This is a genomic window from Janthinobacterium sp. BJB401, assembly GCF_013372745.1.
Classification (GTDB): domain Bacteria; phylum Pseudomonadota; class Gammaproteobacteria; order Burkholderiales; family Burkholderiaceae_D; genus Janthinobacterium; species Janthinobacterium rivuli.
In genome coordinates, this window is the sequence record NZ_JABXFH010000049.1 from 20,184 (window position 1) to 45,462 (window position 25,279).

Consider the following 25,279-nt stretch of genomic DNA (forward strand, 5'->3'; position numbering starts at 1 on the left):
GCCCGCGCCTGGCTACAGTGCATGCATACCCACCCGCCACCCGAAAGGAACCATCATGAAAACGTTAAAAAACATGGAAGCCATCTTTACCGTCGCCGTCGCCATCGCCTGCGGCGCCAGCTACGTCAGCTTCATGCAGCCATCGGCTGCCAAAGCGACTGATGTGGCGCAAGCGAGCGCCATCCCCGTCGTCGTCGTCAGCGCCAAGCGCCTGACGGAACAGGAAAAGAAAATCTCGCTGATCGAAGAACGGCAAGCCTTGCTGGGCAACGCCACCGCCAGCACCCTGTGAGCCAACGATGCTGACACCACGCCGCCTGGCGCACTGCGAATAGTCGCCGCGCCAGGCCGCCATTGGCACCGCATTTGTATCCGCCACGGATACACGGACACACAGCATTGTGTCAATTGTAATAAGTTGAATCAAAGGCGATCCGCCCGCCTGCAAGCGCCTATAGTCCATTTCAAGCAATCACCGAAATGGAGCACATCATGAAACCCGTCACACTCTACGCAGCAGCCATGCTTGCCATCAGCACCGCGGCCTTCCTGCCCGCGCAAGCCATGGCACAGAATCAGCTCGGCGTCAGCATTGTCATCGGCAACGCGCCGCCTCCGCCACGGTTTGAAAGCGTGCCAGCGCCGCGCGCCGGCTATGTCTGGGCGCCCGGCTACTGGAACTGGGACGGCCAGCGCCATGTCTGGAACAATGGCGAATGGTTGCGCGAACGGGGCGGCAACCACTACCGCCGCGCCGCCTGGATACAGGAGAACAACCGCTGGCGCCTGGACCGCGGCGGCTGGGTCGCCGCGCAAGTGCAGCCCGTGCGCTATGACGACATCCGCATCGCCCCGCCGCCACCGCGCCGCGAAGCCATCCCGCGCGCGCGCCACGGCTACACCTGGGCGCCCGGCCACTGGGAATGGCGCGGCCAGCGCTACGCATGGACGCCAGGCGTGTGGATCGCCGAACGCCCCGGCTACGTGTATGCGCCGCCCGCCTGGAACCAGCGCGATGGCCGCTGGCAGATGGAGCAAGGCCGCTGGTCGCCACGCGGCCCGAACGGTGACCGCGACCGCGACGGCATCCCCAACCGCTATGACCGCGACAATGGCAACCGCCACGACCGCGACGGCGACGGCATACCGAACCGCGACGACCGCCGGCCCGACAACCCGCGCCGCAATTAATACGCATCTGTAGTCAGGACAAGGCCACCCATCGCGGTGGCCTTGTCATTTTCCCGACACATCCGTGTATTAACATCGCGCGACGATCAATCACACTGCACGAGAAAGATTCACGATGGCGATGGAAACTGCCGGTTTTACCTACGGCTCGGACACCTCGGGCCTGGTCTGGGGCTTCCTGTTTGGGCGCGAGCCGCAGCCGCTGGCGCTCGACTCGACGGCCGCGCTGGCCTGGCTGGCCGATGGCGCGGCGCGGCCGGCGCAGGAATTCGTCTGGCTGCATTTCAATCTGTCGCATGCGGCCAGCGAAAAATGGCTGATGACGCATACGCAGCTGGCCGACGAATTCTATGAAACCCTGCACCAGGGTTCGCGCTCGACGCGCATCGAGCAGGCGGAAAACACCCTGATCGCCGTGGTCAACGATGTGGTGCACAATTTCTCGTTCGAAGCGTCCGACATTTCCACCATGTGGGCCAGCGTGGCGCAAAACCTCGTCATCACGGCGCGCCGCGCACCGTTGCAGTCGATCGAGCGCCTGCGCCAGGCCGTCATCAAGAACCACGAGCCGATCCGCTCGTCGGTGGAATTGCTGATCCATCTGCTGCGCGACCAGGCCGACGTGCTGGTCAACATCGTGCGCGACGCCGTGGCGCGGGTCGACGATATCGAAGACCACTTGCTGGCCGGGCGCCTGGTGCCGAAACGCGCAGACCTGGGCGGCATGCGGCGCGTGCTGGTGCGGCTGCAGCGCCTGCTGGCGCCGGAACCGGCCGCCCTGTTCCGCCTGCTGCAACGCCCGCCATCGTGGGTGTCGGAACTGGACAGCCTGGAACTGCGCCAGTCGACGGAGGAGTTTTCCGTGGTGCTCAGCGATATGTCTTCGCTACAGGAACGCATCAAATTGCTGCAGGAAGAGATCGCCGCCAGCGTCAACGAGGAAAACAGCCGCAGCCTGTTCGTGCTGACCATCGTCACCGTGCTGGCCTTGCCGATCAATATCATCGCCGGCATGCTGGGCATGAATGTGGGGGGAATTCCGCTGGCCCAGCATCCGCAGGGCTTCTGGATCATCGTCGCCATCATCGTCACGTTCACAGTGGTGGCGGGATGGCTGGTGGTGCGCGTGCAACGCAATAGTTGACTATCGGAAACACGGCCTGGCAGGCGAACGGCAGGCACCGTCCGCCGTCACTGCTTGCTGCGCTTAGCGGTGGTATTCGCCAGCCCGTTCAGGCTGATAGACGATTTCCTCGATCTTGACCTTCACCACGCCGCCCGGCATGGGCCAGGCGATGCTGTCGCCAACGGACAGGCCCAGCAGCGCGCTGCCGACGGGCGCCAGCACGGAAATGCGGTCGGCCTGGCCTTCCACATCCTTCGGATACACGAGCGTCAGGCAGAATTCTTCCTTGTTTTCCACCGTGAAGCGCACGGTGGAATTCATCGTCACGACGGTCGGGGGAATCTCTTGCGGCTCGAGCACCTCGGCGCGGCCCAGCTCGTCGAGCAAGGCGGCCTTGTCCGGCGATAAGTTATTACCCAAGGCATACAACAACGCTTCCAGTCGTTCCAGGTCTTGTGACGACAAAATAATTTTTGGTTTTTTTTCCAAGATATCCTCACTATTGATCATTAGGGCGACGTCCGGTTTTGCTGGCGGCATCTTGCGTGGCCGCGCGAGACAAAACAAACAGCATCAGAACGTCCATCATCAGCGGATTATGGACGAACTCGCGGAGCAAGGCCATAGCGTTCTCGCATTCTCCATTAAAATTTATTAAAATCAATGACTTGCAATGGACGATACGGACAAAAAGTTAATCCGCGCCCGGATATCTTGGGATACTGAAGTTATTCTTCATGGCATTTTGTTTACTGTCAGCATGTTTTTAGAGAAAAAACCGGTGGGCAAAAAAAGGATTAAAATTCAGCCAGCATTATTATTAGAAAGACACGCCCTGCCTTTTCCGCCTGTTTTGTCGCCTTGCCTGCTGCCACCGGTCCGCCGCATGCACACAAAATTGCCGCGCGCACTGTACTTTCACGCTGCAAAATGACAATATGTCGGCCTTAGCAACACTTGGCAACACGTTGAGAGTTCCGGCTCACTTCGGTTTTCATCAGACTGGAACGCAAAGTATGGCAGGGCGAGGCGGGATCACACGGGGCGGCGGCAAGCGGGGCCGGCAGGAGGGAGCGTCATGATGACGCCATTAATGCTGCCGTCGGTGCAATTGCGCGGCGACCGGATTGCCCGGCTGAACTTGCTGGCCGCGGCGGCCATGCTGGCCATGGCCAGCCTGCTGCTGATCCTCTTCCAGCTGTTTGCCCTCCAGGCATCCTTGCAGCGTAACTTGAAAATTCAGGCCGACATGCTGGCGCCCGCCGCCAGCCAGGCCATGCGCCAGGACAATCGTCTTGCGGCGCAACAACTGCTCGCCTCCCTCGCCGCCGCCCCGCATGTCCGGCAAGCAATACTTTACAGTCCCTATGGCACGCCATTTGCCCGCTACGCGCGCAGCAGCAACGATGCCGTGCCGGCGGCGCCGCGCAACGGCCTGCACCTCGATTACCTGGACGGCAGCGCCGCCGTCTTGACGGCCTTGCCCGGCGGCGGCGCGCTGTACCTGCGCGCCAGCCTGGCGCCGCTGTACGCCAGCCTGGCGCAATTTGCCGCCTTCACCCTGCTCGTCTGCCTGTGCGCGTTCGGCCTGACGGTCCTGATGGTGCGCCGCACGCGCACAGCCGCCCAGCATGCGGAAAGCCATTTGCACTATCTGGCCCACGTCGACCCGGTCACGCAGCTGCCGAACCGCCATGAATTCAACGATGCCCTGGCCTACGCGCTGGCGCGCGCCGACCGCCAGGACAGCAGCGTGGGCCTGCTGCTGCTGGATCTGGATAACTTCAAGGTCGTCAACGATACGCTGGGCCACCACTGCGGTGACCAGCTGCTCAAGCTCGTATCCGAACGCCTGGTGGCCATCCTGCGCGGCACCGACATCATCTGCCGCATCGGCGGCGATGAATTCGTCGTCATCGTCGAACCGGCCGACGACGCCTCGGAAATGGCCAGCGTGGCGCGCAAGATCCTGACCGTGCTGGCCGCGCCGTTCGACCTCGAAGGCCACCAGCTGTATGTCAGCGCCAGCATCGGCGTGAGCCTGTATCCGTTCGACGCGCAGGACGTGGCCACCCTGACGCGCAATGCCGATACGGCCATGTACCACGCCAAGCACCAGGGCAAGAACCGCTACGCCGTCTTCAAGGCGGAAATGGAATTGCGCGCGCAGCGCCGCCTGCGCATGGAAGCGAACTTGCGCAAGGCTCTGCAGAACGAGGAACTGTATTTGCACTACCAGCCGCAGATCGACTTGCGCAGCGGGCGCATCGTCGGCGTGGAAGCGCTGATACGCTGGAACTGCCGCGACATGGGCCAGTTGAGCCCCGCCGAATTCATCCCCGTGGCCGAGGAAAGCGGCATCATCGTCGACCTGGGACGCTGGGTGCTGCAAAGCGCCTGCCGCCAGGCGGCCCTGTGGTGCAAGGCGGGCCTGCTCGATTCGCTCGAACACGTGGCCGTCAACCTGTCGGCCTGCCAGGCGCGCGACCCGGGCCTGATGGACGATATCCGCGCCATCCTGGATGAAACGCAGCTGCCGCATGGCTTGCTGGAGCTGGAAATCACGGAAGGCGTCCTGATGGACAATGTCCACGCCAACGTGGAATTGATGCGGCGCCTGCAGGAAGCGGGCATCCACCTGTCGATCGACGATTTCGGCACCGGCTATTCATCGATGTCGTACCTGAAGCGCCTGCCCATCGACCAGCTGAAAATCGACCGCAGCTTCGTGCACGACCTGCCCGGCGAGGGTGAAGCCATCGTCACGGCCATCATCGCCATGGCGCACAGCCTGCACCTGAAAGTGGTGGCCGAAGGGGTGGAAACTTTGCAGCAGGTGGAGTTTTTGAGAAAGGCCGGCTGCGACAACGTGCAGGGCTTTTTCTTCGCGCGCCCGATGACGGCGGCGCAGCTGACGGCATTGCTGCTGGAGCGGCGCGACTGGAGTACGCGCACGATTTTGCCGGCTTGAGTTGGTGCCAACGATGGTGTCGGATTACGGCCGTTGGCCTAATCCGACCTACGCCATGAACAGGTAGGTCGGCGTAGGTCGGATTAGCGCGCAGCGCGTAATCCGACACCACTACGCTACATCAAGCCAATTTCGCCGAATGCTCGCGCGTCGCATGGAACGTCAATTTCGGCCAGCGCTCTTCCGTCAGGCGCAGGTTCACGCCCGACGTGGCCAGGTAAGCCATGTTGCCGGCCGCATCGTAGGCCACGTTGTGGCCCAGCGCATTTTCGAAATCCTGCAGGATGCGCTTGTCGTCGCAGCTGACCCAGCGCGCGCTGCTGATGCTGGTGCCTTCGAACACGGCGTCGACGCCATACTCGTTGAGCAAGCGGCTGGCGACCACTTCGAACTGCAGCACGCCGACGGCGCCCAGTACCAGTTCGCCGCCCTGCACCGGCTTGAAGACCTGCACCGCGCCCTCTTCGCCCAGCTGCTGCAAGCCCTTGTGCAACTGCTTGATTTTCAGGGGATTACGGATGCGCACGGAGCGGAAGAAGTCTGGCGCGAAGTACGGGATGCCCGTGAAGGTCAGCATCTCGCCTTCGGAAAAACTGTCGCCGATCTGCATATTGCCGTGGTTCGGCAAGCCGATGATGTCGCCCGCGTACGCTTCTTCCACCTGTTCGCGCGACGATGCCATGAAGGTCACCACGTTCGACACCTTGATCTCGCGCCCCAGACGCAAATGCTTGACCTTCATGCCGCGCTCGAAACGTCCCGAGCACACGCGCAAAAAGGCGATACGGTCGCGGTGGGCCGGGTCCATGTTGGCCTGGATCTTGAAGACGAAACCGGTAAACGGCTGCTCGGACGGGGCCACCGAACGCACGGTCGCATCGCGCTCGCGCGGCGCTGGCGCCCAGTCGACCAGCGCGGACAGAATCTCGCGCACGCCGAAGTTGTTGATGGCCGAACCGAAGAACACAGGCGTCTGCACGCCGGACAGGAATTCCTCCAGGTTGAACGGGTTCGACGCGCCGTGCACCAGTTCCACTTCCATGCGCAGCTGGTCCATCTCGAGCGGGAACATCTCTTGCAGGCGCGGGTTGTCGATGCCCTTGATGATTTCAAAGGCGCCATCGGCCTTCTCTTCACCGGCCTTGAACAGCATGATCTCGTCGTTCAGCAGGTGGTACACGCCGCGGAAGTTCTTGCCCATGCCGATAGGCCAGGTGACGGGCGCGCATTGAATCTTCAGCACCGATTCGAGTTCGTCGAGCAGATCCAGCGGATCGCGCGTCTCGCGGTCCATCTTGTTCATGAAGGTGACGATCGGCGTATTGCGCATGCGGCACACGGCCAGCAGCTTGATCGTCTGCGCTTCCACGCCCTTGGCCGCATCGATCACCATCAGCGCCGAGTCGACCGCCGTCAGCACGCGGTAGGTATCTTCCGAGAAGTCCTGGTGGCCAGGGGTGTCGAGCAGGTTGACGACGTGGTCGCGGAATTCGAACTGCATCACCGAGGAAGCGACGGAAATGCCGCGCTGCTTCTCGATCTCCATCCAGTCCGACGTCGCGTGACGGCCCGATTTACGCGCCTTGACGGTACCGGCCATCTGGATCGCGCCCGAGAACAGCAGCAGTTTTTCCGTCAGGGTGGTTTTACCGGCATCGGGGTGGGAAATGATGCCGAAGGTGCGGCGGCGCTGCACTTCGCGCGCGATCACGGCCGGCGCCTTGCTGCTGACGGACGCTGCGGCGCTGTCCGCATTGTCGCTGGAATCGGGGGTGTTGATGTCGTTCTCGTTGGCCATATTGGTGACCATAATATGGCCCTCGCAAAAAACCCTCGATTTTACAGAAGGATCGGCCTTCCGTGTGAACTGCTTCACTCTGGCGAACGGCAAAATTGGCCACTTCATCAAGGGGTCACAATCCGCAGGCAACATTGCACTGCAGAAATGTTGTCACCCTACCCTGGAAACCCGATGAAAATGCTCCTCACCCCCGCCATCCGACTCATGCAGCGCCTGCGCCTGCTGCCCAAATTCATGCTTGTCTGCCTGGTCTTTTTGCTGCCTTTGGTGCTGGCGACCACCCTGCTGATCTCGGAGCTGGGCAAGTCGCTGGCCCAGGCGCAGGATGCGCAGCGGGGCGTGACCTATGTGCGCCAGCTGCAGGAAGGCACGCGCCTGCTGCAGCAGCGGCGCGGCCTCGAACACTTGCGCCTGAGCGGCAAGGCGGGCATGGACAACACGGCCGTCAATGCGCGCATCACGGCCACGCTGGCCGCCCTGGCGCGCCTGCCGGCGGGCGCCGGCCTGCCCCAGGCGGCCGAGCTGAGCAAGCAGTGGCAAGCCCTGCTGGGCCGCCAGACGGGCCTCGCGGCGCGTGACAGCTACGCGGCGCACACGGCGCTGCTGCGCCAGGCAGCCAAACTGGGCCAGCTGGTGGCCGACCGCTCGCACCTGAGCCTGGACCCGGACGCGGGCGCCAACCACCTGAGCGCCGTCTTCACGGCCACCCTGCCCGACCTGGCCGAAAGCCTGTCCGACATCGCCGGGCGCGGCGCCGCCTACATCGACACAGGCCTGTTCGAGGCGAATGAAGATCAACTCGTCAACGCCAACGCCCTGATCGCGCGCCACGAACTGGAACGCCTGCCGGCCCGCTTTGACGAAATCATCGCCGCCAAGCCGGAACTGCGCGCCAGCCTGCAGCCGTCCCTGAAAGGCGTGTCGGCCGCGCTGGCCTTCCTCGAACGCACGAAAAACGAAGTGACGAATTCCTACGACCAGACCTCGGGCGCGCAATTCCACGCGGCCGGCATGCAGGCGATCGACGCCCTGCACGCGCTCTCGGGCGCGTCGGCCACCGCGCTGGACGGCTTGCTGGCGCAGCGCATCGCCCGCGACGAGGCGCGCCGCGCCCTGATCCTGGCGGCCATGCTGCTGGTGCTGCTGGCCGCCGCCTACCTGTGCGCAGGCTTTTATGCCGCGTTCGCGCGCGACGTGACGCAATTGCGCGTGGCCGTCGGCGCGGCGGCGGCGGGCGACCTGTCGCAGCGCATCACCTCGCAGGCGCACGATGAAATCGGCGACCTGGTGCGCGACTTCGGCGCCATGACGCACGGCCTGGCCACGCTGGTGCAGGAAATCCGCGGCGGCGCGGCCGTCATCGCGGCCGCCGGCGCCGACATCGCCCAGGGCAACGCCGCCCTGTCCGGCCACACGGCCACGCAGGCGGACGCGCTGGGCGCCACCGTCGATTCGATGCGCGAACTGACGGCCACCGTGGGCCGCAACGAAGCCCACGTAGGACAGGGCCGCACCCTGGTGGCGACGGCGGCCGACGTGGCACTGCGCGGCGGGCAAACCGTGGGCGCCGTGGTCGACACCATGGCCTCGATCAAGGCCAGCTCGCACAAGATCGTCGACATCATCGGCGTCATCAACGGCATCGCCTTCCAGACGAATATCCTGGCCCTGAACGCGGCCGTCGAAGCGGCCAGAGCCGGCGAGCAGGGGCGCGGCTTCGCCGTCGTCGCCTCCGAGGTGCGCAGCCTGGCGCAGCGCTCGAACGAGGCGGCGCTGGAAATCAAGCGCCTGATCGGCGATTCTGTGGCCACCGTCGATGCGGGCGGCGACCTCGTCAACGCGGCCGGCAACACCATGCGGCAAGTCGTCGACGCCGTGCAGCAGGTGGCCGTCGTCATCGGACGCATCAGCAGCGCCGGCGCCGAGCAGAATGGCGAGATCGCCCGCATCAACCAGGCGCTGGCGCAAATCGACGACATGACGCGTCAGAACGCGGGCCTGGTCGACGAGGCCCGCGCCGGTTCGCAGCGCCTGCACCAGGAAGGCGAGGCGCTGACGCAAGCCGTCAGCCGCTTCCGCCTGGGGGAGCACGAGATGCCAAACCCACGCCCGGCGCCCGCAGCAAGCATGCGCGACGGCTTGCCCAGCGTGCGTCCGGCCGGCCTGTGGAGCGCCAATAAACCGCGCGTCATATCACAAAATCGCGCGGAACGGCGCAAGGCTAGCTAGTCAAAAGTGTGCGCGTAGGACAAGGACTACAATTTCGCCTCAAAAGAGACTACAAGGTGGCGACTGCTAATCTTATGTTCGCCACTTACATAAGCTTTTAAAGTAGCTACATCGCGATCTGCACCGCGCGGTTGAAAAAAACGCCGTTACCACATGGAGACGAGAGTTTTTTTTGACCAGCAACGCGGCAGTCGCACTCCGATGTAAAAAGCCTGTGAGGAATACTATGAGCCATACTCAACTTATCGCCCCGGTCCAGAAGAACCAGTTGCTGCCGCGCGCCATGCCGGCGGCCGGTCGGGAAATCAAGCTTGCGTCGCGGGTTAGTCTCAGCAGTGCACAACAGAATGAATTGCTGGCCGCCCTGCCGCGCGCCGCCCTCGAATCGCTGTTCGAAGACCTGGAACTGGTGGAACTGCCTTTCGGCAAGGAATTGTATGCCTACGGTAACAACCTGGAATACAGCTACTTTCCTACCACCGCCATCATTTCCCTGCTGTATGTAATGGAAGATGGCGCGACGACGGAAATCGCCGTCGTCGGCCATGAAGGCGTGGCCGGTGCCTCGCTGCTGGCAGGCGAGCGCGCCATGTGCACGGCCGTCGTGCAAAGCGCCGGCTACGGCTACCGCCTGAAAACGCAAAGCTTGCGCGATGCCTTCAATCAAGGCGGCGCCCTGCCCCAGCTGCTGATGCGCTACACCAACGCCCTGTTTGCGCAAATGGCGCAGAACGCCGTCGGCGGCCGCCACAGCTCGATCGAGCAAAAGCTGTGCCGCTGGCTGCTGGACCGCCTGGACCGTTCGCCATCGAACGAATTGAAAGTCACGCAAGAGCTGATTTCCATCATGCTGGGCGTGCGCCGCGAAAGCATCACGGCCGCCGCGGGCAAGTTGCAGGAAGAAGGCTTGATCCACTATCGCCGCGGCAATATCACGGTGCTGGACCGCGCCGGCCTGGAATGCTATGCGGGCGAATGCTACAAGGTCGCCAAGACGGAATACGACCGCTTGCTGCGCGACGTGTCGCGCTGCTGATACGCTGCTGATCAGGCAAGATAAACAAAAAAATGGCCGGACTGCATGCCCGGCCATTTTTTTATCTCAAAGAAAATTACGCTTCGATATCCGCGTCGATGTCTTCCGGCTCCGGCGTCAGCGGCAGCGGAATCACGGCTTCCACGCAGGTCCCCTTGCCTTCCGGTCCCTGGCGCACGGTCAGGGTGCCGCCCAGCAGCAAAGCGCGTTCGCGCATGCCCAGCAAGCCGTGCGACATGGGTTTTTGCAGCGCGTCTTCCGTGATGCCAATGCCGTCGTCGATGACGCGCAGCACCAGGCCGTGTTCGTTGCGTTTCAAGGTCACGCTGACCATGCCGGCGCGCGCATATTTCATGATATTCGTCAGCGATTCCTGCACGATGCGGAACAGGGCGATCGTCAGGGTGGCTTCGCGGTTGTCGATATTGATGGCCACGTCCGTTTCGCAGCGCACCGAACTCATGCGCGTAAAATCCTCGCAATAGCTTTCGATGGCGGCGCACAGGCCCAGATTGTCCAGCAGGCTGGGGCGCAGGTCTTCCACGATGCGGCGCTTCAGTTCCACCGTTTCCAGCAGGGTGGCCTTGGCGCGGCGCAACTGCGCGGCCAGTTCCGGCTGCGTGTGCGCCAGTTGCTGGGTGACGGCGCCCAGGTCCATGCTGATCGAGGTCAGGTTGGCGCCCAGCTCATCGTGCAATTCGCGCGCCAGGCGTGCCTTTTCCACTTCATTGACGCTGATCAAATGGCGCGACAGCACGGATAACTGCTCCGTACGCTTGCTGACCGTCGATTCCAGGTTGTCATTGGCATTTTGCAATGCATACTCGACGGCCGCGCGGTTCTGGAAGCTGCGCCGCACCAGCTGGTAAAACATGATCAGCACGAGAATGGCCAGGGCATTGATGCCGATGCCGAGCAGCACGGCTTTCTGGTACTCATGGTAGAAGGCGGCGCTGCCGGACGACAGCGCTTCATTCTGTTCGCGCGTCATGATCACCACCTGCAGGCGGATCTCGTCCATGGTGGCGCGGTCATCGGTGACACGGGAAATGTTGACGATCTCGGCCAGCCCGCCCTGCTTGTAGACCTCGATCGACTCTTGCAGCATCGACATCTTGCGACGGATCAAAGTTTTCAGCTGGCCCAGGTTTTTCAGCTGGGTGGGACTGCCCGCGAGCAAGGTTTGCAACTCGTTGAATTCGTTTTCGATTTCGGTGGTGGCCGTCTTCGACGGCCCCAGATAGGTTTCGGAGCCGGAAATGAAATAGCCGCGCAAGCTGCTTTCCGCATCGAGCACGAGCACGTTCAAATACTGCAGGCGGTCCGCCACGCGGGCGCTCTGGCTGAGCAAGGCGTTCGTGCCCTTCAGCGACTGAAGATTATGATAGAGACTGAAACCATTGAGTACAAGCAGCAAGGCGCACGTCACGCACAGGATCGTCTTGTAGAGGGGCAGGCGGTGATTCGGGGCCGGTTCAGCGGTGAAATACATCCTGATGTGCATCCTTAGCAAGGTTCGGCGCGGGAGAGAGCGCCGGCGCCGGCCAATTATAGTCCTCGCCACAAACTGCTGCACTGCACAAGTCGTGCTGGCCAGCGGGCTGAGCGATCATGTTTCCATGATCGCACCGCAACGCTAGTCAAGCAAATTGTTTTTCATTGCGTAATAGGTCAAGTCGCTGTTAGATTGCAAGCCCATTTTTTCCATGATGCGCGTACGGTAGGTACTCACCGTCTTGATGCTCAGCGACAAGGCCACCCCGATATCGGATACCGTGGCACCGCGCGCCAGGCGCAGGAACACCTGGAACTCGCGGTCCGACAATTCCGTATGCAGGGCGGCATTCGTGTCGCGGTCGAACGATTGCGCCAGCAATTCACCGACGGTGGAACTGACGTAGCGGCGCCCCTGGAATACGGTGCGCACGGCCGTCATCAGCTCGTCTGCTTCGCATTCCTTGTTCAGATAGCCGTTCGCGCCCATCTTGAACAGGTTCAGCGCATATTGCTGCGCGGGATAGCCGCTGAGGATCAGCACGGGCAACTCCGGCTGGCCCTGGCGGATCGTGCGCAAGGTATCAATGCCGCTCTGATCGGGCATGGCTATATCGAGCAGCAATACATCGCAAATTTCGCGGCGGGCGATATCGAGCGCTTCGCGCCCGGTACCGGCTTCCGCCACCACACTGAAGTCGCTTGACGACGAAAAAATCTGTTTGAATCCAGCTCGTACTATTTGGTGATCATCACAAATGGCAACGCGTATCATTGTTTCCCCTTAAATTTTCCTGGCCTGGGAAAGACTACCGGAACCTGAACGCTGCTCCGGTTCAGCGTCACTAACAAAAACGCAACATTAACATTATATTCAAAATATGGCGTGCCGTACGGTAGCGTCAGCGCCAGGACGGAGCACCCATGCAGTATAGTCAACTTGGTCAACCGCGGCCGGACAACCCCACCTATATTGGTACAAATCTTATTTTAGCAAGTTTAAAATCGCAATTAATTCATGGCGTATCCACGCGCGGTCCAGCGGCGCTTCCTGCGGCACGACGGGCATGGCCGGCAGCACAGGCTGCTCGTCGGCGATGGCGTGCGAGGCGCCACGGCTGTCGAGCTTGTTGCGCGCGCCGCTGATGGTAAAGCCCTGCTCGTACAGCAATTCGCGGATGCGGCGTATCAGCAGCACCTCGTGGTGCTGATAATAACGGCGGTTACCACGTCGTTTGACCGGTTTGAGCTGGGAAAACTCCTGCTCCCAGTAGCGCAATACGTGCGGTTTGACGCCGCACAACTCGCTCACTTCGCCGATCGTGAAATAGCGTTTCGCCGGAATGGGCGGCAAGGCGATCAACTCGGTTTTACTGATGCGCTCGTTCATCGCCACTCACTCAGGCAGCACGTGCCAGCGGACTGGTCTCTTCGACCATGCTTTTCAGCTTCTGGCTCGCATGGAAAGTCACGACACGGCGCGCCGTGATGGGAATCTCTTCGCCCGTCTTCGGATTGCGGCCCGGCCGCTGCGGCTTGTCGCGCAACTGGAAATTGCCGAAACCGGACAACTTGACAGCCTCGCCACGCTCGAGCGCGTTGCGGATTTCGTCAAAGAACGTCTCGACCATATCCTTCGCTTCGCGCTTGTTCAGGCCCACTTGCTCGAACAACAGTTCGGCCAGTTCCGCCTTGGTCAAGGTGGGTAAATCTTTTTCCGCTTCCTGGCGCACTTTGGCAACCAGCATGGCCCGATGCAGATCTGCGGCCAGTGCGGACTGCAGTACGGCGGAATCAACGTCGCTGTTATTAATTTTCCTGCCCTGCCTTTTCTGTGCGCCCGAGCCCGCCATATGACAAGCTCGTCTACTGTTGACGACGGAAAGGCCGTCACGCAAGGCGACGGCCAGTCCGGTAATTACGAACGCAGTTTCGCGTCGTGGCCCTGCTTGGCGGCATCGATCAGGACAGCCATCAGGCCATCGACGACATCGTCTTGCAGGGTGTTTTGAGTATCTTGCAAGCTAATCCGGAAAGCAAGGCTTTTTTCATCCGCTTCCAGACCTTTTCCACGATATTCATCAAATAAAACAATGGCTTGCACGATACGCGCTGCCGGGCTTGCCTTGGCTGCGGCGTGGAAGCTGTCGAGCAGATCCTGCACCGCCACCGATTGCTTGACGACCACGGCCAAGTCGCGGCTGGCGCCAGGGAATTTCGAGATTTCCTGGTACGCGGGCACGATGCGTTGCGTCAAGGCAGCGGCGTCGACTTCAAACAGCACGGGCGCCAGCGGCAAGTCGTACTTTTGCATCCAGCGCGGGTGCAATTCGCCGATGAAACCGATGACCTTGCCATCGAGTTCCACGTTGGCCGAACGACCAGGATGCAGGGCCGGGTGTTCCGCCTTGGTGAAACGCAAGACCAGCGGCGCGAACAGCGCTTCCAGGTCCGCCTTCACGTCGAAGAAGTCGACCGTGCGTGCAGGCTGGCCCCACTGCTCGTCGGCCACCGCGCCGTAGGCCATGGCGGCCACGCGCTTCGGCTGGGCGTAGCCAGCCACCGACAATGGACCGTTTTCCACGCTGTCGTCGCGCTGGTAGATGGCGCCCACTTCGAAGATGCGCACGCGGTTCGTCTTGCGGTTCAGGTTGTAACGCACATTGGCGATCAGGCTGCCGATCAGCGAGGAACGCATCACGCTCATCTGGCTGGCGATCGGGTTCTGCAATTTGATCGGGTTCGTGTTGCCCGAGAAATCGCGCTCCCATGCCGTATCGACAAAGCTCATGTTAACCACTTCCTGGAAGCCCAGGTCGGCCAGCTCATGACGTACCGCAAACAAGGAGCGGGTATTTTCCGGTGCAATCTGCATCACGTTCGCGGCCACGGGCGGCAAGGTCGGGATGTTTTCAAAGCCGTACACGCGCGCCACTTCCTCGATCAGATCTTCCTCGATCTCGATGTCGAAACGGTAGCTGGGCGACGTCACGGAAAACACGCCATCAAGCAAAGTGAATGGCAGAGCAAGGCGCGTGAAGATATCGGCGATCAGCTCATCATTGAGCGGCACGCCGATGACTTTTTGCGCGCGCGCCGTGCGCATCGACACGGGCTGGCGTTGCGGCAAGTTCACCACGTGGTCGTCGACGGGGCCGACGGTGGTCGCTGGCGTGCCGCAGATTTCCACGATCAGCGCGGTAATGCGCTCGATGTGCTCGACGTTGGTGGCGAAATCGACGCCGCGCTCGAAGCGGTGCGCCGCATCGGTCGAGAAATTCAGACGGCGCGCGCGGCCTTGAATGGCGTTTGGCCACCAGAATGCCGCTTCCAGGTAGATGCTGTCCGTATCGTCCGACACGGAACTGGCGTCACCGCCCATGATGCCTGCCAGCGATTCGATTTCCTGCTCGTCGGCAATGACTCCGATCCACTCGTCGACGGCGATGGTGTTGCCATTCAACAGCTTGACGGATTCGCCCGCCTTGCCCCAACGCACGTCGAGGCTGCCATGGATCTTGGCCAGGTCAAACACGTGGCTAGGACGGCCCAGTTCCAGCATGACATAGTTGGAAATATCCACCAGGGCCGACAGCGGACGCTGGCCGCTGCGCTCGAGGCGCTGCTTCATCCAGTCCGGCGTGGCCGCCTTGGCATTCAAGCCGCGGATGACGCGGCCCGTGAAACGGCCGCACAGGTCCGGCGCGCTGACTTTCACGGGCAGGATTTCATCGCTGGAAACCGGTACGGTACGGAATTGCGGCGCATTCAGGGGCACGCCCGTCAAGGCCGACACTTCGCGCGCCACGCCCAGCACGGACAGGCAGTCCGCCTTGTTCGGCGTCAACTTGATGGTGAATTTCAAGTCGTTGAGCGCAAAGTAATCGCGGAAATTCTGGCCGATCGGCGCGTCGTCCGGTAATTCCATCAGGCCGGCGTTTTCTTCCGACAATTTCAATTCGCGCGCGGAGCACAGCATGCCCTGCGACTCGACGCCGCGCAGCTGGCCCACCTTGATTTCAAACGGCTTGCCATCGGCGCCAGGCGGCAGCACGGCGCCGGCCATCGCGCAGACGACTTTCAAGCCCGGGCGCACGTTCGGCGCGCCGCAAACGATGTTGAGCATGGTGCCCGTGCCGACATCGACCTGGCACACATTCAGGCGGTCCGCATTCGGATGTTTTTCCATCTCCAGGACCAGGCCCACCACCACGTTCGAGAACGGGGGCGCGACAGGATCGACGTCCTCGACTTCGAGACCGGACATGGTCAGCAGATGGGCCAGTTCGTCCGAAGTCATCTTCGGATCGACCATGGTACGGAGCCAGTTTTCGGAAAATTGCATAATCAAGCCTTCAAAGGGTCAAAGCTCACAGCGCGAGCGCACAGGCGCTCAAGCGCCATGAATCAAACGGAACAATGCTTAGTTGAACTGCTTCAGGAAACGCAAGTCGCCTTCATAAAACAGGCGCAGGTCGTTGATGCCGTAGCGCAGCATCGTCAAGCGTTCCAGGCCGGAGCCGAAAGCAAAACCGATGAATTTCTCGGGATCGAGGCCGAAGTTTTTCACCACGGTCGGATGCACCTGGCCGGCGCCCGACACTTCCAGCCAGCGGCCCTTCAAGGGACCGGAGCCAAAGGCGATGTCGATCTCGGCCGACGGTTCCGTGAACGGGAAGTACGACGGGCGGAAGCGCACCTGCAGGTCGTCCGTTTCAAAGAAGGCCTTGACGAAATTCAGGTACACGCCCTTCAGGTCGGCAAAGCTGATGTCTTCGGCGATCCACAGGCCTTCGACCTGGTGGAACATCGGCGAATGGGTGGCGTCGCTGTCGACGCGGTAGGTGCGGCCCGGCGCGATGACCTTGATCGGCGGCGTGTGCGTGCGCGCATAGCGCACCTGCATCGGGCTCGTGTGCGTGCGCAGCAGCAAGGGCTTGCCATCGGTGTCGTTGCCATCGATGTAGAAGGTGTCTTGCATGGAACGGGCGGGATGGTTTTCCGGGCTGTTGAGCGCCGTGAAGTTGGTCCAGTCGTTCTCGATTTCGGGGCCATCGGCCACGTCGAAACCGATGGAGCGGAAGATTTCCTCGACACGTTCCCACGTGCGCATCACGGGATGGATGCCGCCGGGCATGCGGCCACGGCCTGGCAGGGTCACGTCGATCGCTTCGGCGTTCAGACGACCTTGCATCTGGGCATCGGCCAGTGCATCACGGCGCGCTGTCAGCGCGTCTTCGATCTGCACTTTGACGGCGTTGATCAGGGCGCCTTGCGCCTTGCGCGCGTCCGGGTCCAGCTTGCCCAGGCCCTTCATCATTTCAGTAATCTGGCCAGTCTTGCCCAGGTAACGGGCTTTGGCGTTTTCAAGTGCGGCAGCGTCTGCGGCGGCGATAAAGTCAGCCTGGGCCGAGACGACGAGTTCTTCTAGGGAGTTCATGCGGCTTTTCCTGTTTTGGAAATCAATCCTGGATTTAGTAATCTAGAACCCAACAATCAAAAACGGAAACGGGGCATAAGGTGTTAAAACCCCTGCCCCGCTCTTTATAACGTCACCCTACGGATGACGTTGTGCAATGACCGATGCTTACGCAGCGATTTTTGCTTTAACTGCGTTGACAATCGCAGCGAATGCTGGCTTGTCCATCACAGCCATATCGGCCAGGACTTTACGGTCCAGTTCGATATTTGCTTTTTTCAAGCCGTTCATGAATACGCTGTACGTTACGCCATGCTCACGGGAAGCGGCGTTGATACGGGCGATCCACAGGCGGCGGAAAACGCGCTTCTTGTTGCGGCGATCGCGGTAAGCGTATTGACCAGCGCGCATAACTGCTTGCTTGGCAACACGGTATACACGGCTGCGGCGACCACGGTAGCCTTTAGCTTGAACAAGAATCTTCTTATGACGGGCACGAGCTGTAACCCCACGTTTTACTCTAGGCATAGTAACTCCTTAAATTGAGTGTGAGATTAAGCAGTCGGCATCATGCGCATGACGGATGTGACATCCGATGCGTTGATGTTACGGGTACCGCGCAACTGACGTTTGTTTTTGGTGGTTTTCTTGGTCAGGATGTGGCGTTTGAACGCGTGACCCGACTTGACTGTTCCACCTGGACGCACGCGAAAACGTTTTTTCGCGGAGCTTTTGGTCTTCATTTTAGGCATAGCAATCTGTCCTCTTACGGACAGCTCCATTTATAACAGGATTGCAGGTGGCAACACGACGCTGCGCTTAGATGCCTGCTTTCACATGTTGTGCAGCGGATGCGAGTCCACTACAGTTCACGCGGCCCGGGCATTGCTGACCGGGCCGCGCAAATTCTGCCTGGAATCTGGTGTCGCGCCCATGCAGGCACAAACCACGTCGATCCACAGTAAAACGCTATTGTATCTTACTTCTTCTTCTTAGGCGAAAGAACCATGATCATTTGGCGGCCTTCCATCTTCGGGAACTGCTCGACCTGGCCGTACGGCTCCAGATCGGCTTTCAGACGTTCCAGCATGCGGAAGCCAATATCCTGATGCGCCATCTCACGACCGCGGAAACGCAAGGTGATCTTGGTTTTATCGCCATCTTCGAGGAACTTGATGAGATTACGCAACTTGATATTGTAGTCACCATCATCAGTCCCCGGACGGAATTTGACTTCCTTCACGAGGATGATCTTTTGCTTCAATTTGGCTTCGTGAGCTTTCTTTTGCTCCGAATACTTAAATTTGCCGTAGTCCATCAAACGGCACACCGGTGGCTGCGCGGTAGGCGCAATTTCCACCAGGTCGACGTTTGCCTCTTCCGCCAGGCGGAAGGCTTCAGCCAAACTTACGATACCGAGTGGCTCGTTATCGACCCCGCTTAAACGCATTTCAGGGGCAGTGATTTCGCCATTGATGCGATGTGACTTGTCAGTAGCTATTGTAATTTCCTTTAAAAATCTTGTAAGACGGTCGTGCAGCGAGTTTCCTCGTCAGGCCTTGGTGTCGACTTCATGTTTGAGTCGCTCAATCAGGGTATCGACGGACATGACGCCCAGATCGACATTGCCCCGCGCCCGCACGGCCACTGTATTCGCATCCCGCTCTTTGTCGCCAATTACTAAGATGTAAGGCAATTTTTGTACGGAATGTTCACGTATTTTATAGGTAATCTTCTCGTTACGCAAATCAGCCTGCACACGCAGCCCCGCTTTGCGCAGTTTTGTTGTAACTTCCTGTACATAGTCGGCTTGAGCGTCGGAAATATTCAACACCGACACTTGCACCGGCGACAACCACAACGGCATGGCGCCAGCATAGTGTTCGATCAGGATGCCGATAAAACGTTCCAGCGAACCGACGATCGCGCGGTGCAGCATGATCGGCACCTGGCGCGTGTTGTCCACGGCCACGTATTCCGCACCCAGGCGGCCCGGCATCGACGGGTCGATCTGCACGGTACCCACTTGCCATGCGCGGCCCAGGCTATCCTTCAGGTGATACTCGATCTTCGGACCGTAAAACGCGCCCTCGCCCGGCAATTCCGTCCATTCCACGCCACAGGCGCGCAAGGCCGAACGCAGGGATTCCTCGGCGAAATCCCACGACTCTTCCGTGCCGATGCGGTTATCGGGGCGCAAAGCCAGTTTCACATCGATATTCGTGAAGCCGAAAGCCGTGTACACATCCATCGCCTGCTGGTGGAAGGCCGTCACTTCGCCGGCGATCTGTTCTTCCAGGCAGAAAATGTGGCCATCATCTTGCGTAAAGCCGCGCACGCGCATCATGCCGTGCAAGGCGCCCGACGGCTCATTGCGGTGGCATTGGCCGAACTCGCCGTAGCGCAGTGGCAAGTCGCGGTAGCTGCGCATGCCATTGTTGAAAATCTGGATATGGCCAGGGCAATTCATCGGCTTCAGCGCATAGGCGCGGTTTTCCGATTCCGTGATGAACATGTTTTCACGGTAATTGTCCCAGTGACCGGTTTTTTCCCACAGGCCACGGTCGAGAATTTGCGGCGCCTTGACTTCCTGGTAACCGTTGACCTGATACACATTACGCATGTATTGCTCGACCTGCTGCCAGATCGACCAGCCTTTCGGGTGCCAGAAAATCAAGCCCGGCGCTTCTTCCTGGAAATGGAAGAAATCGAGCTGCTTGCCCAATTTGCGGTGATCGCGCTTTTCCGCCTCTTCCAGGTTGTGCAAGTACAGTTCCTGATCTTCCTTCTTGGCCCAGGCCGTGCCATAGATACGCTGCAGCATCTCGTTTTTCGAGTCGCCGCGCCAGTAGGCGCCGGCCAGCTTCATCAGCTTGAACACTTTCAGCTTGCCCGTCGATGGCACGTGGGGGCCGCGGCACAAGTCCGTGAACTTGCCTTCGGAATACAGCGACACTTCCTGGTCGGCCGGGATCGAGCCGATCAGTTCGGCCTTGTAGGCCTCGCCAATACCCTTGAAGTATTCGATGGCTTCGTCGCGCGCGACCACCTTGCGCGTGACTTGCTCGTCCTTCTTGGCCAGCTCCGTCATTTTCTTTTCGATCGCCAGCAGATCTTCCGGCGTGAACGGACGCTTGTAGGCGAAGTCATAGTAAAAGCCGTTGTCGATCACGGGACCGATGGTCACTTGTGCATCCGGGAACAATTCCTTGACGGCATACGCCAGCAAGTGAGCCGTCGAGTGGCGGATCACTTCCAGACCATCGGCATCCTTGTCCGTCACAATCGCCAGTTCCGCGTCTTGCTCGATCAGATAGGAGGTGTCGACCAGCTTGCCGTCGACCTTGCCAGCCAGGGCAGCCTTGGCCAGGCCGGTACCAATATTGGCCGCAACCTGGGCCACGGTGACCGGGCCGTCAAATTGACGGGCGGAACCATCGGGAAGTCGGATTGTAAGCATATTGATCTCCATATCGGCGCTGGCGCCAGGTAAAACTGCGATGTGATGGGTAAAATAACTGAAAGGAAAACGCAGACGCAAAAAAACGCGGACTAGCCGCGTTTTTCACTTTCTTAAGACAAAGGAAACCCGTTCGACTAGCGTCACTCCCAAAGCTTGGTAGTAGTTCGCGGTGTCATAACCGGTTTACCCTTTCTCTCTAACTGCATTCTGGTGGGCGGTGAGGAATTCGAATCCCCGACCCCTTGGATGTCGACCAAGTATTCTAACCAGCTGAACTAACCGCCCGTAAAACTTTTTTATCGATTACTGCATCAGCAATCGTCTTTAAAACCATCTACTGCCAAATTCTGGTGGGCGGTGAGGAATTCGAATCCCCGACCCCTTGGATGTCGACCAAGTATTCTAACCAGCTGAACTAACCGCCCCGAAGACCAGCATTATAGAGAGGCTTTCCCAGAATGACAAGGGCTGTTTTACAGGAAACTTTAATCAGTTCTCCGGGCGTCAGCTCCCTTTATATAGAGGGAGCCCGCAGCGCCTTGAATGCCGCTAGAATCGCGGCATGAACTCCACTATATTAGCCTGGCTGAAAACCCTGAGCCGCATCTGCGGTTTTGAAACGGCCGACTCCTTCCCGCCCAATCATCCCTACGCACGCACGCGCTGGGAAGCCGCGTATTTCGATATCGCCTCCGACGTAAAACCCGACGAGATCGAACGGCGCATCTGCGCGGCCATCGCCAACACGCCGAGCGTCTTCGCCTACATCAGCAATCCCACGCCGCGCATGCAGCGCGCGCTGCTGAACGTGATCCACGACCGGCTGCGGCGCCAGCCCGGCGCGGGCGCCACGGACCTGGTCTTGTTATTGATCAATGCCTACGCCAGCGACCACATCACGGAAGCCGTGCCCGGCCTGCGCGCCCTGATCTATAACACGGAGCACGAAGACACGAATCTGCGCGTGCATGCGATCCTGGAGTTACTGGTCGGCACGCCGCGTGGACTGGACGTGATCGATATGTAGATCAAACGTGATTGGCGGGAACATAACGCGCCCGCAAGCGCATGAATGGGGTTTCCACCAATGCATATAAAAGCCAGCCCGTGGCAATGCTCAACATAATCATCACCAACATGGCACCCAGGCTGTCCGGCCCGTAACCCCTATCCTGCAAGAGCGGGCGCAGCAGGATGCACAGCTGTTTGTGCAGCAAATAAATCGCATATGACCATAGCGCCAGGCTGGCCGCGCCCGGCACGCGCAGTTGATACAAGGCGCTGGCGGGACTGAGCGCCGCGATCAGCAATAAGGTAAAACTGGCCGCCAGGGCCGGATAGCCGAACACCGTTACCCAGTAGCCATAGTGATCGGTGAGAAACACATAAAACATCAGCGCCGTGCCAGCGATTCCCGCCAGCAAGCTGCGGTTGCCGTATGACGTGAGGCGCGTCCAGGCGATGGGGTGGTAATTCTTCAGCAGCGCCAGCGCCACGCCCGCCACCAGTTCGTCGAAGCGGCACCACGAGGCATAGTAGATGTACTTGTAATAACCGAGGCCGCCGCGCGGCAGGTGCACATATTCATCCCACAAATAGGCGCGCACCAGCATGCCGACGATAAAGCTGCCGGCCACGGCCAGCCAAGCCCACAGCAGAGACCTGCGGCAAGCGGCGATCAGCAGCGCCACGGCCGGCAGCAGCACGTAGAACTGCTCTTCCACGCACAGCGACCAGGCATGGGAAAACGCCGTGCCCGGCGTCAGGTTGATGTTTTGCGTAAAGGTCAGGAATTTCCACAGAGGCAATAGCGCGCTATCGCCGCGAAACGCGGGCCACAGGTAATACAGGGCCAGCACGGCATAAAAACTGGGCAAGGTGCGCAGGAAGCGCCGCGCATAGAAACGCGGCAAGGAAAAGCCGTGCTCGCTGCGCAAGGCCGCAAAGATCTGGTTGCCGATCAGGTAGCCGCTGAGGGCAAAGAACAGGTCCACGCCCACCCACCCGATTTCTCCCCAGAAACCAAATGCCCCGCCCTCGCTGACGAACAGCAAATAATGGTTCATGAAGACAAGCACGATGGCCAGCGCGCGCAAGGTATCGAGGCCATACAGGCGGGAAGAAGGTGAGGAGGACGACATGGATCTCGGCAAGGGAAAACAACGGTGGCGCCGATCATGCCACGCCACACGCTGCCATGGCCACATTTTTACAGGCGTCCACGGCGAATCCCGCTAAAATATGCCGACCCCGCTTTCCCTTCCCGCAACAGCATAGGATATGTCCAGCATGAGCAGCGCACTCCACTTCAAGTCCATCAACTACACGGGCCAGGGCAGCGGCCCGCGCCTGATCGTCACCGGCGCCGTGCACGGCAATGAAACCTGCGGCACCAAGGGCATTCAACGCGTGATGGCTGAACTCGACAGCGGCGCCCTCTCCATCGTGGCCGGCAGCGTCACCTTCGTGCCCATCACCAACCCGCTGGCCTATGCCAAGGGCGTGCGCAGCGGCGACCGCAACCTGAACCGCAACCTGTTCCCGAACGACAATCCACAGGATTTCGAAGACCGCATCGCCAACTGGCTGTGCCCGTTGCTGGGCCAGCACGACGTGCTGCTCGACTTGCACTCGTTCAATGCGGACAGTCAGCCTTTCGTCATGGTGGGTCCGCGCAACAACGATGAACCGCTGCAACCATTTCAACATGAAGACAAGGAACGCGCACTGGCACGCCGCCTGGGCGTGCGCCGCTTCGTCGATGGCTGGCTGCAAACGTATGGCGCCGGCGTACAGCGCCGCCTGGGCAGCAGCGACCAGGTGGGCATGGTGTTGCGCTATGGCGTGGGCACGACGGAATACATGCGCTCGACGGGCGGTTATGCGCTGACCCTGGAATGCGGCCAGCACGCGGACCCGGCCGCGCCGGATGTGGCCTACCGCGCCATCATGAACACCCTGGCTTTCCTCGGTTTCATTGACGCGCCGCAGCCGAATCCGATCGCCGACGCCGACATGGAAGCGCTGAACATGGTAGTCGTGCACGACAAGCTCGATGCGGGCGACCGCTTCATCAAGACCTGGTCCAGCTTTGACAAGGTCAAACAGGGCGAGCAGATCGGCGTGCGCGCGGATGGCACGCCCGTGACGGCCGAATTTGACGCCTATATCCTGTTCCCGGACGTCAACGCGCAAGCCAATGCCGAGTGGTATTACCTGGCGCGGGTGGCCAGCAGCTTTTGATCAGTGACCAACGGATTTTGAAAACAGGTTAATCACGAGCACGCCGGCAATGATCAGCCCCAGGCCGATCAAGGCCGGCGTGTCGAGGCTTTGCTTGAACCAGAACCAGCCGACGGCGGAAATGAGCACGATGCCCACGCCGGACCAGATTGCGTAGACGATGCCGGTAGGAATGACCTTCAAGGTCAAGGACAAGCACCAGAAGGCGATGCTGTAGCCGACCACGGTGATGACGCTGGGCCACAAGCGGCTGAAACCCTCGGACGCCTTCAAGGCGCTGGTGGCGATCACTTCGGCAATGATGGCGATGCCCAGGTAGAAATACGTCATGGCAAGACTCATACTGGCATCCTTTATTGAGGGCTGAGCAATTTCAAGCCCAGGATCCCGGACACGATCAGGGCGATGCAGGCAATGCGCGCGGCGCTGGCCGGTTCGCCCAGCACCATGATGCCGAAGATGGCCGTGCCGACGGTACCGATGCCCGTCCAGATGGCGTAGGCCGTGCCCAGCGGCAAGGTGCGCAGGGCCAAACCCAGCATCACCACGCTGCCCAGCATGGAAATGGCGGTCAATACGGATGGCACGAGGCGGGTAAAGCCGGCACTGTATTTGAGGCCAATGGCCCAGCCGATTTCCAGCAAGCCCGCCAATACCAGAATGATCCACGCCATACTTTTCTCCCGAGGCGGCAGGGTCGTCCCCACCATACAGCCCCCACATCGAGCGGGGTCGTCCCCACAGGAGCAAAGGGAAAAGTATACCATTGGGCGAAAACTCTTGCCGCCAGCACATTTTTTCTAGTACGGCCGCTCCAGTCGAAAGTTGCCAAAAAACATGCTAATGGCAGCATAATTGCTGCATCCATTCACTCTCGGGAACAATGATGCTACTTCTGGCCCAAATCCTTACCGCCCTTATCCTGCTGCTGCACGTCTACATCGTGCTGCTGGAAACCGTCTTGTTCGATGCGCGCGGACGCAAGGTGTTTGGCCTGTCGAAGGAAAAGGCGGAGATCGTGCGTCCCGCCATGTCGAACCAGGGTTGCTACAACGGTTTTCTCGTCGCGGCGCTGGCGCTGGGTTTTTTTCACCCGGACGCGGCCATCGCTTATGCGTTCACCGTGTTCGGCCTGGCGTGCATCGCCGTGGCCGGCGTGTGGGGCGCGGCCACCGTCATGACGCGCATCCTCTACCTGCAAACGGTGCCTGCCGTCATCGCCTTGCTGCTGTTCCACTTCGCCTGATCCCTGCCAGGGCGGCCCGTCGGCCGCCCCGCCTCGCCCCCCTACGTGCAGCCTGCGCAT

Annotated in this window: 25 protein-coding genes and 2 tRNA genes; 10 read left to right on the top strand and 17 right to left on the bottom strand. The window is 60.4% G+C overall.

The genetic code is table 11. From position 1 onward, the window contains the following. Nucleotides 1-55 precede the first annotated feature (55 nt). From HWE17_RS23735 to HWE17_RS23745, 3 genes are all read left to right on the top strand, one after another. Nucleotides 56-292, top strand: a complete 237-nt coding sequence (locus HWE17_RS23735; RefSeq protein WP_035819941.1) for a hypothetical protein — start codon at nucleotides 56-58, stop codon at nucleotides 290-292. A gap of 200 nt (nucleotides 293-492) precedes the next feature. Continuing rightward, complete coding sequence (locus tag HWE17_RS28990; protein WP_369681772.1) at nucleotides 493-1,191, top strand: YXWGXW repeat-containing protein; 699 nt, start codon at nucleotides 493-495, stop codon at nucleotides 1,189-1,191. Nucleotides 1,192-1,306: 115 nt separating this feature from the next. Further along, nucleotides 1,307-2,335, top strand: coding sequence for a transporter (locus tag HWE17_RS23745; protein ID WP_235211695.1), 1,029 nt, complete (start codon nucleotides 1,307-1,309; stop codon nucleotides 2,333-2,335). 63 nt (nucleotides 2,336-2,398) lie between these two features. Here HWE17_RS23745 and rnk read toward each other — a convergent pair whose 3' ends face one another. Beyond that, nucleotides 2,399-2,806 (bottom strand): nucleoside diphosphate kinase regulator, encoded by a 408-nt coding sequence (gene rnk, locus HWE17_RS23750; RefSeq protein ID WP_162835757.1) that lies wholly within the window; start codon nucleotides 2,804-2,806, stop codon nucleotides 2,399-2,401. Nucleotides 2,807-2,990: 184 nt separating this feature from the next. On the opposite strand from rnk, the gene HWE17_RS23755 reads away from it, so the two are divergent. Together HWE17_RS23755 and HWE17_RS23760 are read left to right on the top strand one after the other, a co-directional pair. After that, complete coding sequence (locus HWE17_RS23755) at nucleotides 2,991-3,251, top strand: hypothetical protein (RefSeq protein WP_176390470.1); 261 nt, start codon at nucleotides 2,991-2,993, stop codon at nucleotides 3,249-3,251. Nucleotides 3,252-3,395: 144 nt separating this feature from the next. After that, complete coding sequence (locus HWE17_RS23760; RefSeq protein WP_176390471.1) at nucleotides 3,396-5,288, top strand: bifunctional diguanylate cyclase/phosphodiesterase; 1,893 nt, start codon at nucleotides 3,396-3,398, stop codon at nucleotides 5,286-5,288. 121 nt (nucleotides 5,289-5,409) lie between these two features. On the opposite strand, the gene HWE17_RS23765 is transcribed toward HWE17_RS23760, so the two are convergent. Continuing rightward, nucleotides 5,410-7,086 carry a peptide chain release factor 3 gene (locus tag HWE17_RS23765; protein ID WP_035827636.1) on the bottom strand — a complete coding sequence of 559 codons (1,677 nt, stop codon included), beginning with the start codon at nucleotides 7,084-7,086 and terminating at the stop codon, nucleotides 5,410-5,412. A gap of 174 nt (nucleotides 7,087-7,260) precedes the next feature. Here HWE17_RS23765 and HWE17_RS23770 point away from each other — a divergent pair, with 174 nt between their 5' ends. Further along, nucleotides 7,261-9,318, top strand: a complete 2,058-nt coding sequence (locus tag HWE17_RS23770; RefSeq protein WP_176390472.1) for a methyl-accepting chemotaxis protein — start codon at nucleotides 7,261-7,263, stop codon at nucleotides 9,316-9,318. Nucleotides 9,319-9,544: 226 nt separating this feature from the next. Next, nucleotides 9,545-10,354 carry a Crp/Fnr family transcriptional regulator gene (locus HWE17_RS23775; protein WP_034783188.1) on the top strand — a complete coding sequence of 270 codons (810 nt, stop codon included), beginning with the start codon at nucleotides 9,545-9,547 and terminating at the stop codon, nucleotides 10,352-10,354. Nucleotides 10,355-10,430: 76 nt separating this feature from the next. Here HWE17_RS23775 and HWE17_RS23780 read toward each other — a convergent pair whose 3' ends face one another. The 12 genes from HWE17_RS23780 to HWE17_RS23835 form a co-directional block, all read right to left on the bottom strand. Continuing rightward, on the bottom strand, nucleotides 10,431-11,846 hold the full coding sequence (locus HWE17_RS23780) for a CHASE3 domain-containing protein (protein WP_176390473.1): 1,416 nt from the start codon (nucleotides 11,844-11,846) through the stop codon (nucleotides 10,431-10,433). A 144-nt stretch (nucleotides 11,847-11,990) separates the two neighbouring features. Continuing rightward, nucleotides 11,991-12,623: a response regulator transcription factor gene (locus HWE17_RS23785; protein WP_034783185.1), complete on the bottom strand. Its 633-nt coding sequence runs from the start codon at nucleotides 12,621-12,623 to the stop codon at nucleotides 11,991-11,993. A gap of 210 nt (nucleotides 12,624-12,833) precedes the next feature. Next, the gene (locus tag HWE17_RS23790) at nucleotides 12,834-13,238 is read right to left on the bottom strand and encodes a MerR family transcriptional regulator (RefSeq protein WP_176390474.1); all 405 of its coding nucleotides are present in this window, start codon (nucleotides 13,236-13,238) and stop codon (nucleotides 12,834-12,836) included. Between the two features lie 10 nt (nucleotides 13,239-13,248). Continuing rightward, nucleotides 13,249-13,596 carry an integration host factor subunit alpha gene (locus tag HWE17_RS23795; protein ID WP_010399205.1) on the bottom strand — a complete coding sequence of 116 codons (348 nt, stop codon included), beginning with the start codon at nucleotides 13,594-13,596 and terminating at the stop codon, nucleotides 13,249-13,251. 170 nt (nucleotides 13,597-13,766) lie between these two features. Continuing rightward, nucleotides 13,767-16,193, bottom strand: coding sequence for a phenylalanine--tRNA ligase subunit beta (gene pheT / locus HWE17_RS23800; RefSeq protein ID WP_035819954.1), 2,427 nt, complete (start codon nucleotides 16,191-16,193; stop codon nucleotides 13,767-13,769). Between the two features lie 78 nt (nucleotides 16,194-16,271). Then, a complete protein-coding gene (pheS, locus tag HWE17_RS23805) occupies nucleotides 16,272-17,288 on the bottom strand; it encodes a phenylalanine--tRNA ligase subunit alpha (RefSeq protein ID WP_034751917.1) in 1,017 nt (338 codons plus the stop codon). A 147-nt stretch (nucleotides 17,289-17,435) separates the two neighbouring features. Next, complete coding sequence (gene rplT, locus HWE17_RS23810; protein ID WP_010399214.1) at nucleotides 17,436-17,795, bottom strand: 50S ribosomal protein L20; 360 nt, start codon at nucleotides 17,793-17,795, stop codon at nucleotides 17,436-17,438. 26 nt (nucleotides 17,796-17,821) lie between these two features. Beyond that, the gene (gene rpmI / locus HWE17_RS23815) at nucleotides 17,822-18,019 is read right to left on the bottom strand and encodes a 50S ribosomal protein L35 (RefSeq protein ID WP_038493025.1); all 198 of its coding nucleotides are present in this window, start codon (nucleotides 18,017-18,019) and stop codon (nucleotides 17,822-17,824) included. Nucleotides 18,020-18,246: 227 nt separating this feature from the next. Beyond that, nucleotides 18,247-18,768 carry a translation initiation factor IF-3 gene (gene infC, locus HWE17_RS23820; RefSeq protein ID WP_071650129.1) on the bottom strand — a complete coding sequence of 174 codons (522 nt, stop codon included), beginning with the start codon at nucleotides 18,766-18,768 and terminating at the stop codon, nucleotides 18,247-18,249. Nucleotides 18,769-18,819: 51 nt separating this feature from the next. Then, nucleotides 18,820-20,727: a threonine--tRNA ligase gene (gene thrS / locus HWE17_RS23825; protein ID WP_176390475.1), complete on the bottom strand. Its 1,908-nt coding sequence runs from the start codon at nucleotides 20,725-20,727 to the stop codon at nucleotides 18,820-18,822. Between the two features lie 211 nt (nucleotides 20,728-20,938). Next, a tRNA-Val gene (locus tag HWE17_RS23830) sits at nucleotides 20,939-21,015 on the bottom strand. A 63-nt stretch (nucleotides 21,016-21,078) separates the two neighbouring features. Continuing rightward, a tRNA-Val gene (locus tag HWE17_RS23835) sits at nucleotides 21,079-21,155 on the bottom strand. A 137-nt stretch (nucleotides 21,156-21,292) separates the two neighbouring features. On the opposite strand from HWE17_RS23835, the gene HWE17_RS23840 reads away from it, so the two are divergent. Further along, nucleotides 21,293-21,757 carry a hypothetical protein gene (locus HWE17_RS23840; protein WP_176390476.1) on the top strand — a complete coding sequence of 155 codons (465 nt, stop codon included), beginning with the start codon at nucleotides 21,293-21,295 and terminating at the stop codon, nucleotides 21,755-21,757. Between the two features lies 1 nt (nucleotide 21,758). Here the strand turns inward: HWE17_RS23840 and HWE17_RS23845 are convergent, their stop codons facing one another. Then, nucleotides 21,759-22,871 carry an acyltransferase gene (locus HWE17_RS23845; protein ID WP_176390477.1) on the bottom strand — a complete coding sequence of 371 codons (1,113 nt, stop codon included), beginning with the start codon at nucleotides 22,869-22,871 and terminating at the stop codon, nucleotides 21,759-21,761. 148 nt (nucleotides 22,872-23,019) lie between these two features. Here HWE17_RS23845 and HWE17_RS23850 point away from each other — a divergent pair, with 148 nt between their 5' ends. Next, on the top strand, nucleotides 23,020-23,973 hold the full coding sequence (locus HWE17_RS23850) for a succinylglutamate desuccinylase/aspartoacylase family protein (protein ID WP_255206373.1): 954 nt from the start codon (nucleotides 23,020-23,022) through the stop codon (nucleotides 23,971-23,973). On the opposite strand, the gene HWE17_RS23855 is transcribed toward HWE17_RS23850, so the two are convergent. Next, the gene (locus tag HWE17_RS23855) at nucleotides 23,974-24,303 is read right to left on the bottom strand and encodes an SMR family transporter (RefSeq protein WP_099400615.1); all 330 of its coding nucleotides are present in this window, start codon (nucleotides 24,301-24,303) and stop codon (nucleotides 23,974-23,976) included. 23 nt (nucleotides 24,304-24,326) lie between these two features. Continuing rightward, nucleotides 24,327-24,647, bottom strand: a complete 321-nt coding sequence (gene sugE / locus HWE17_RS23860) for a quaternary ammonium compound efflux SMR transporter SugE (RefSeq protein ID WP_034783172.1) — start codon at nucleotides 24,645-24,647, stop codon at nucleotides 24,327-24,329. Between the two features lie 212 nt (nucleotides 24,648-24,859). Between sugE and HWE17_RS23865 the strand changes: the two genes are divergently transcribed. Then, a complete protein-coding gene (locus tag HWE17_RS23865; protein WP_034751924.1) occupies nucleotides 24,860-25,219 on the top strand; it encodes a DUF1304 domain-containing protein in 360 nt (119 codons plus the stop codon). The last annotated feature ends 60 nt before the right edge of the window (nucleotides 25,220-25,279 follow it).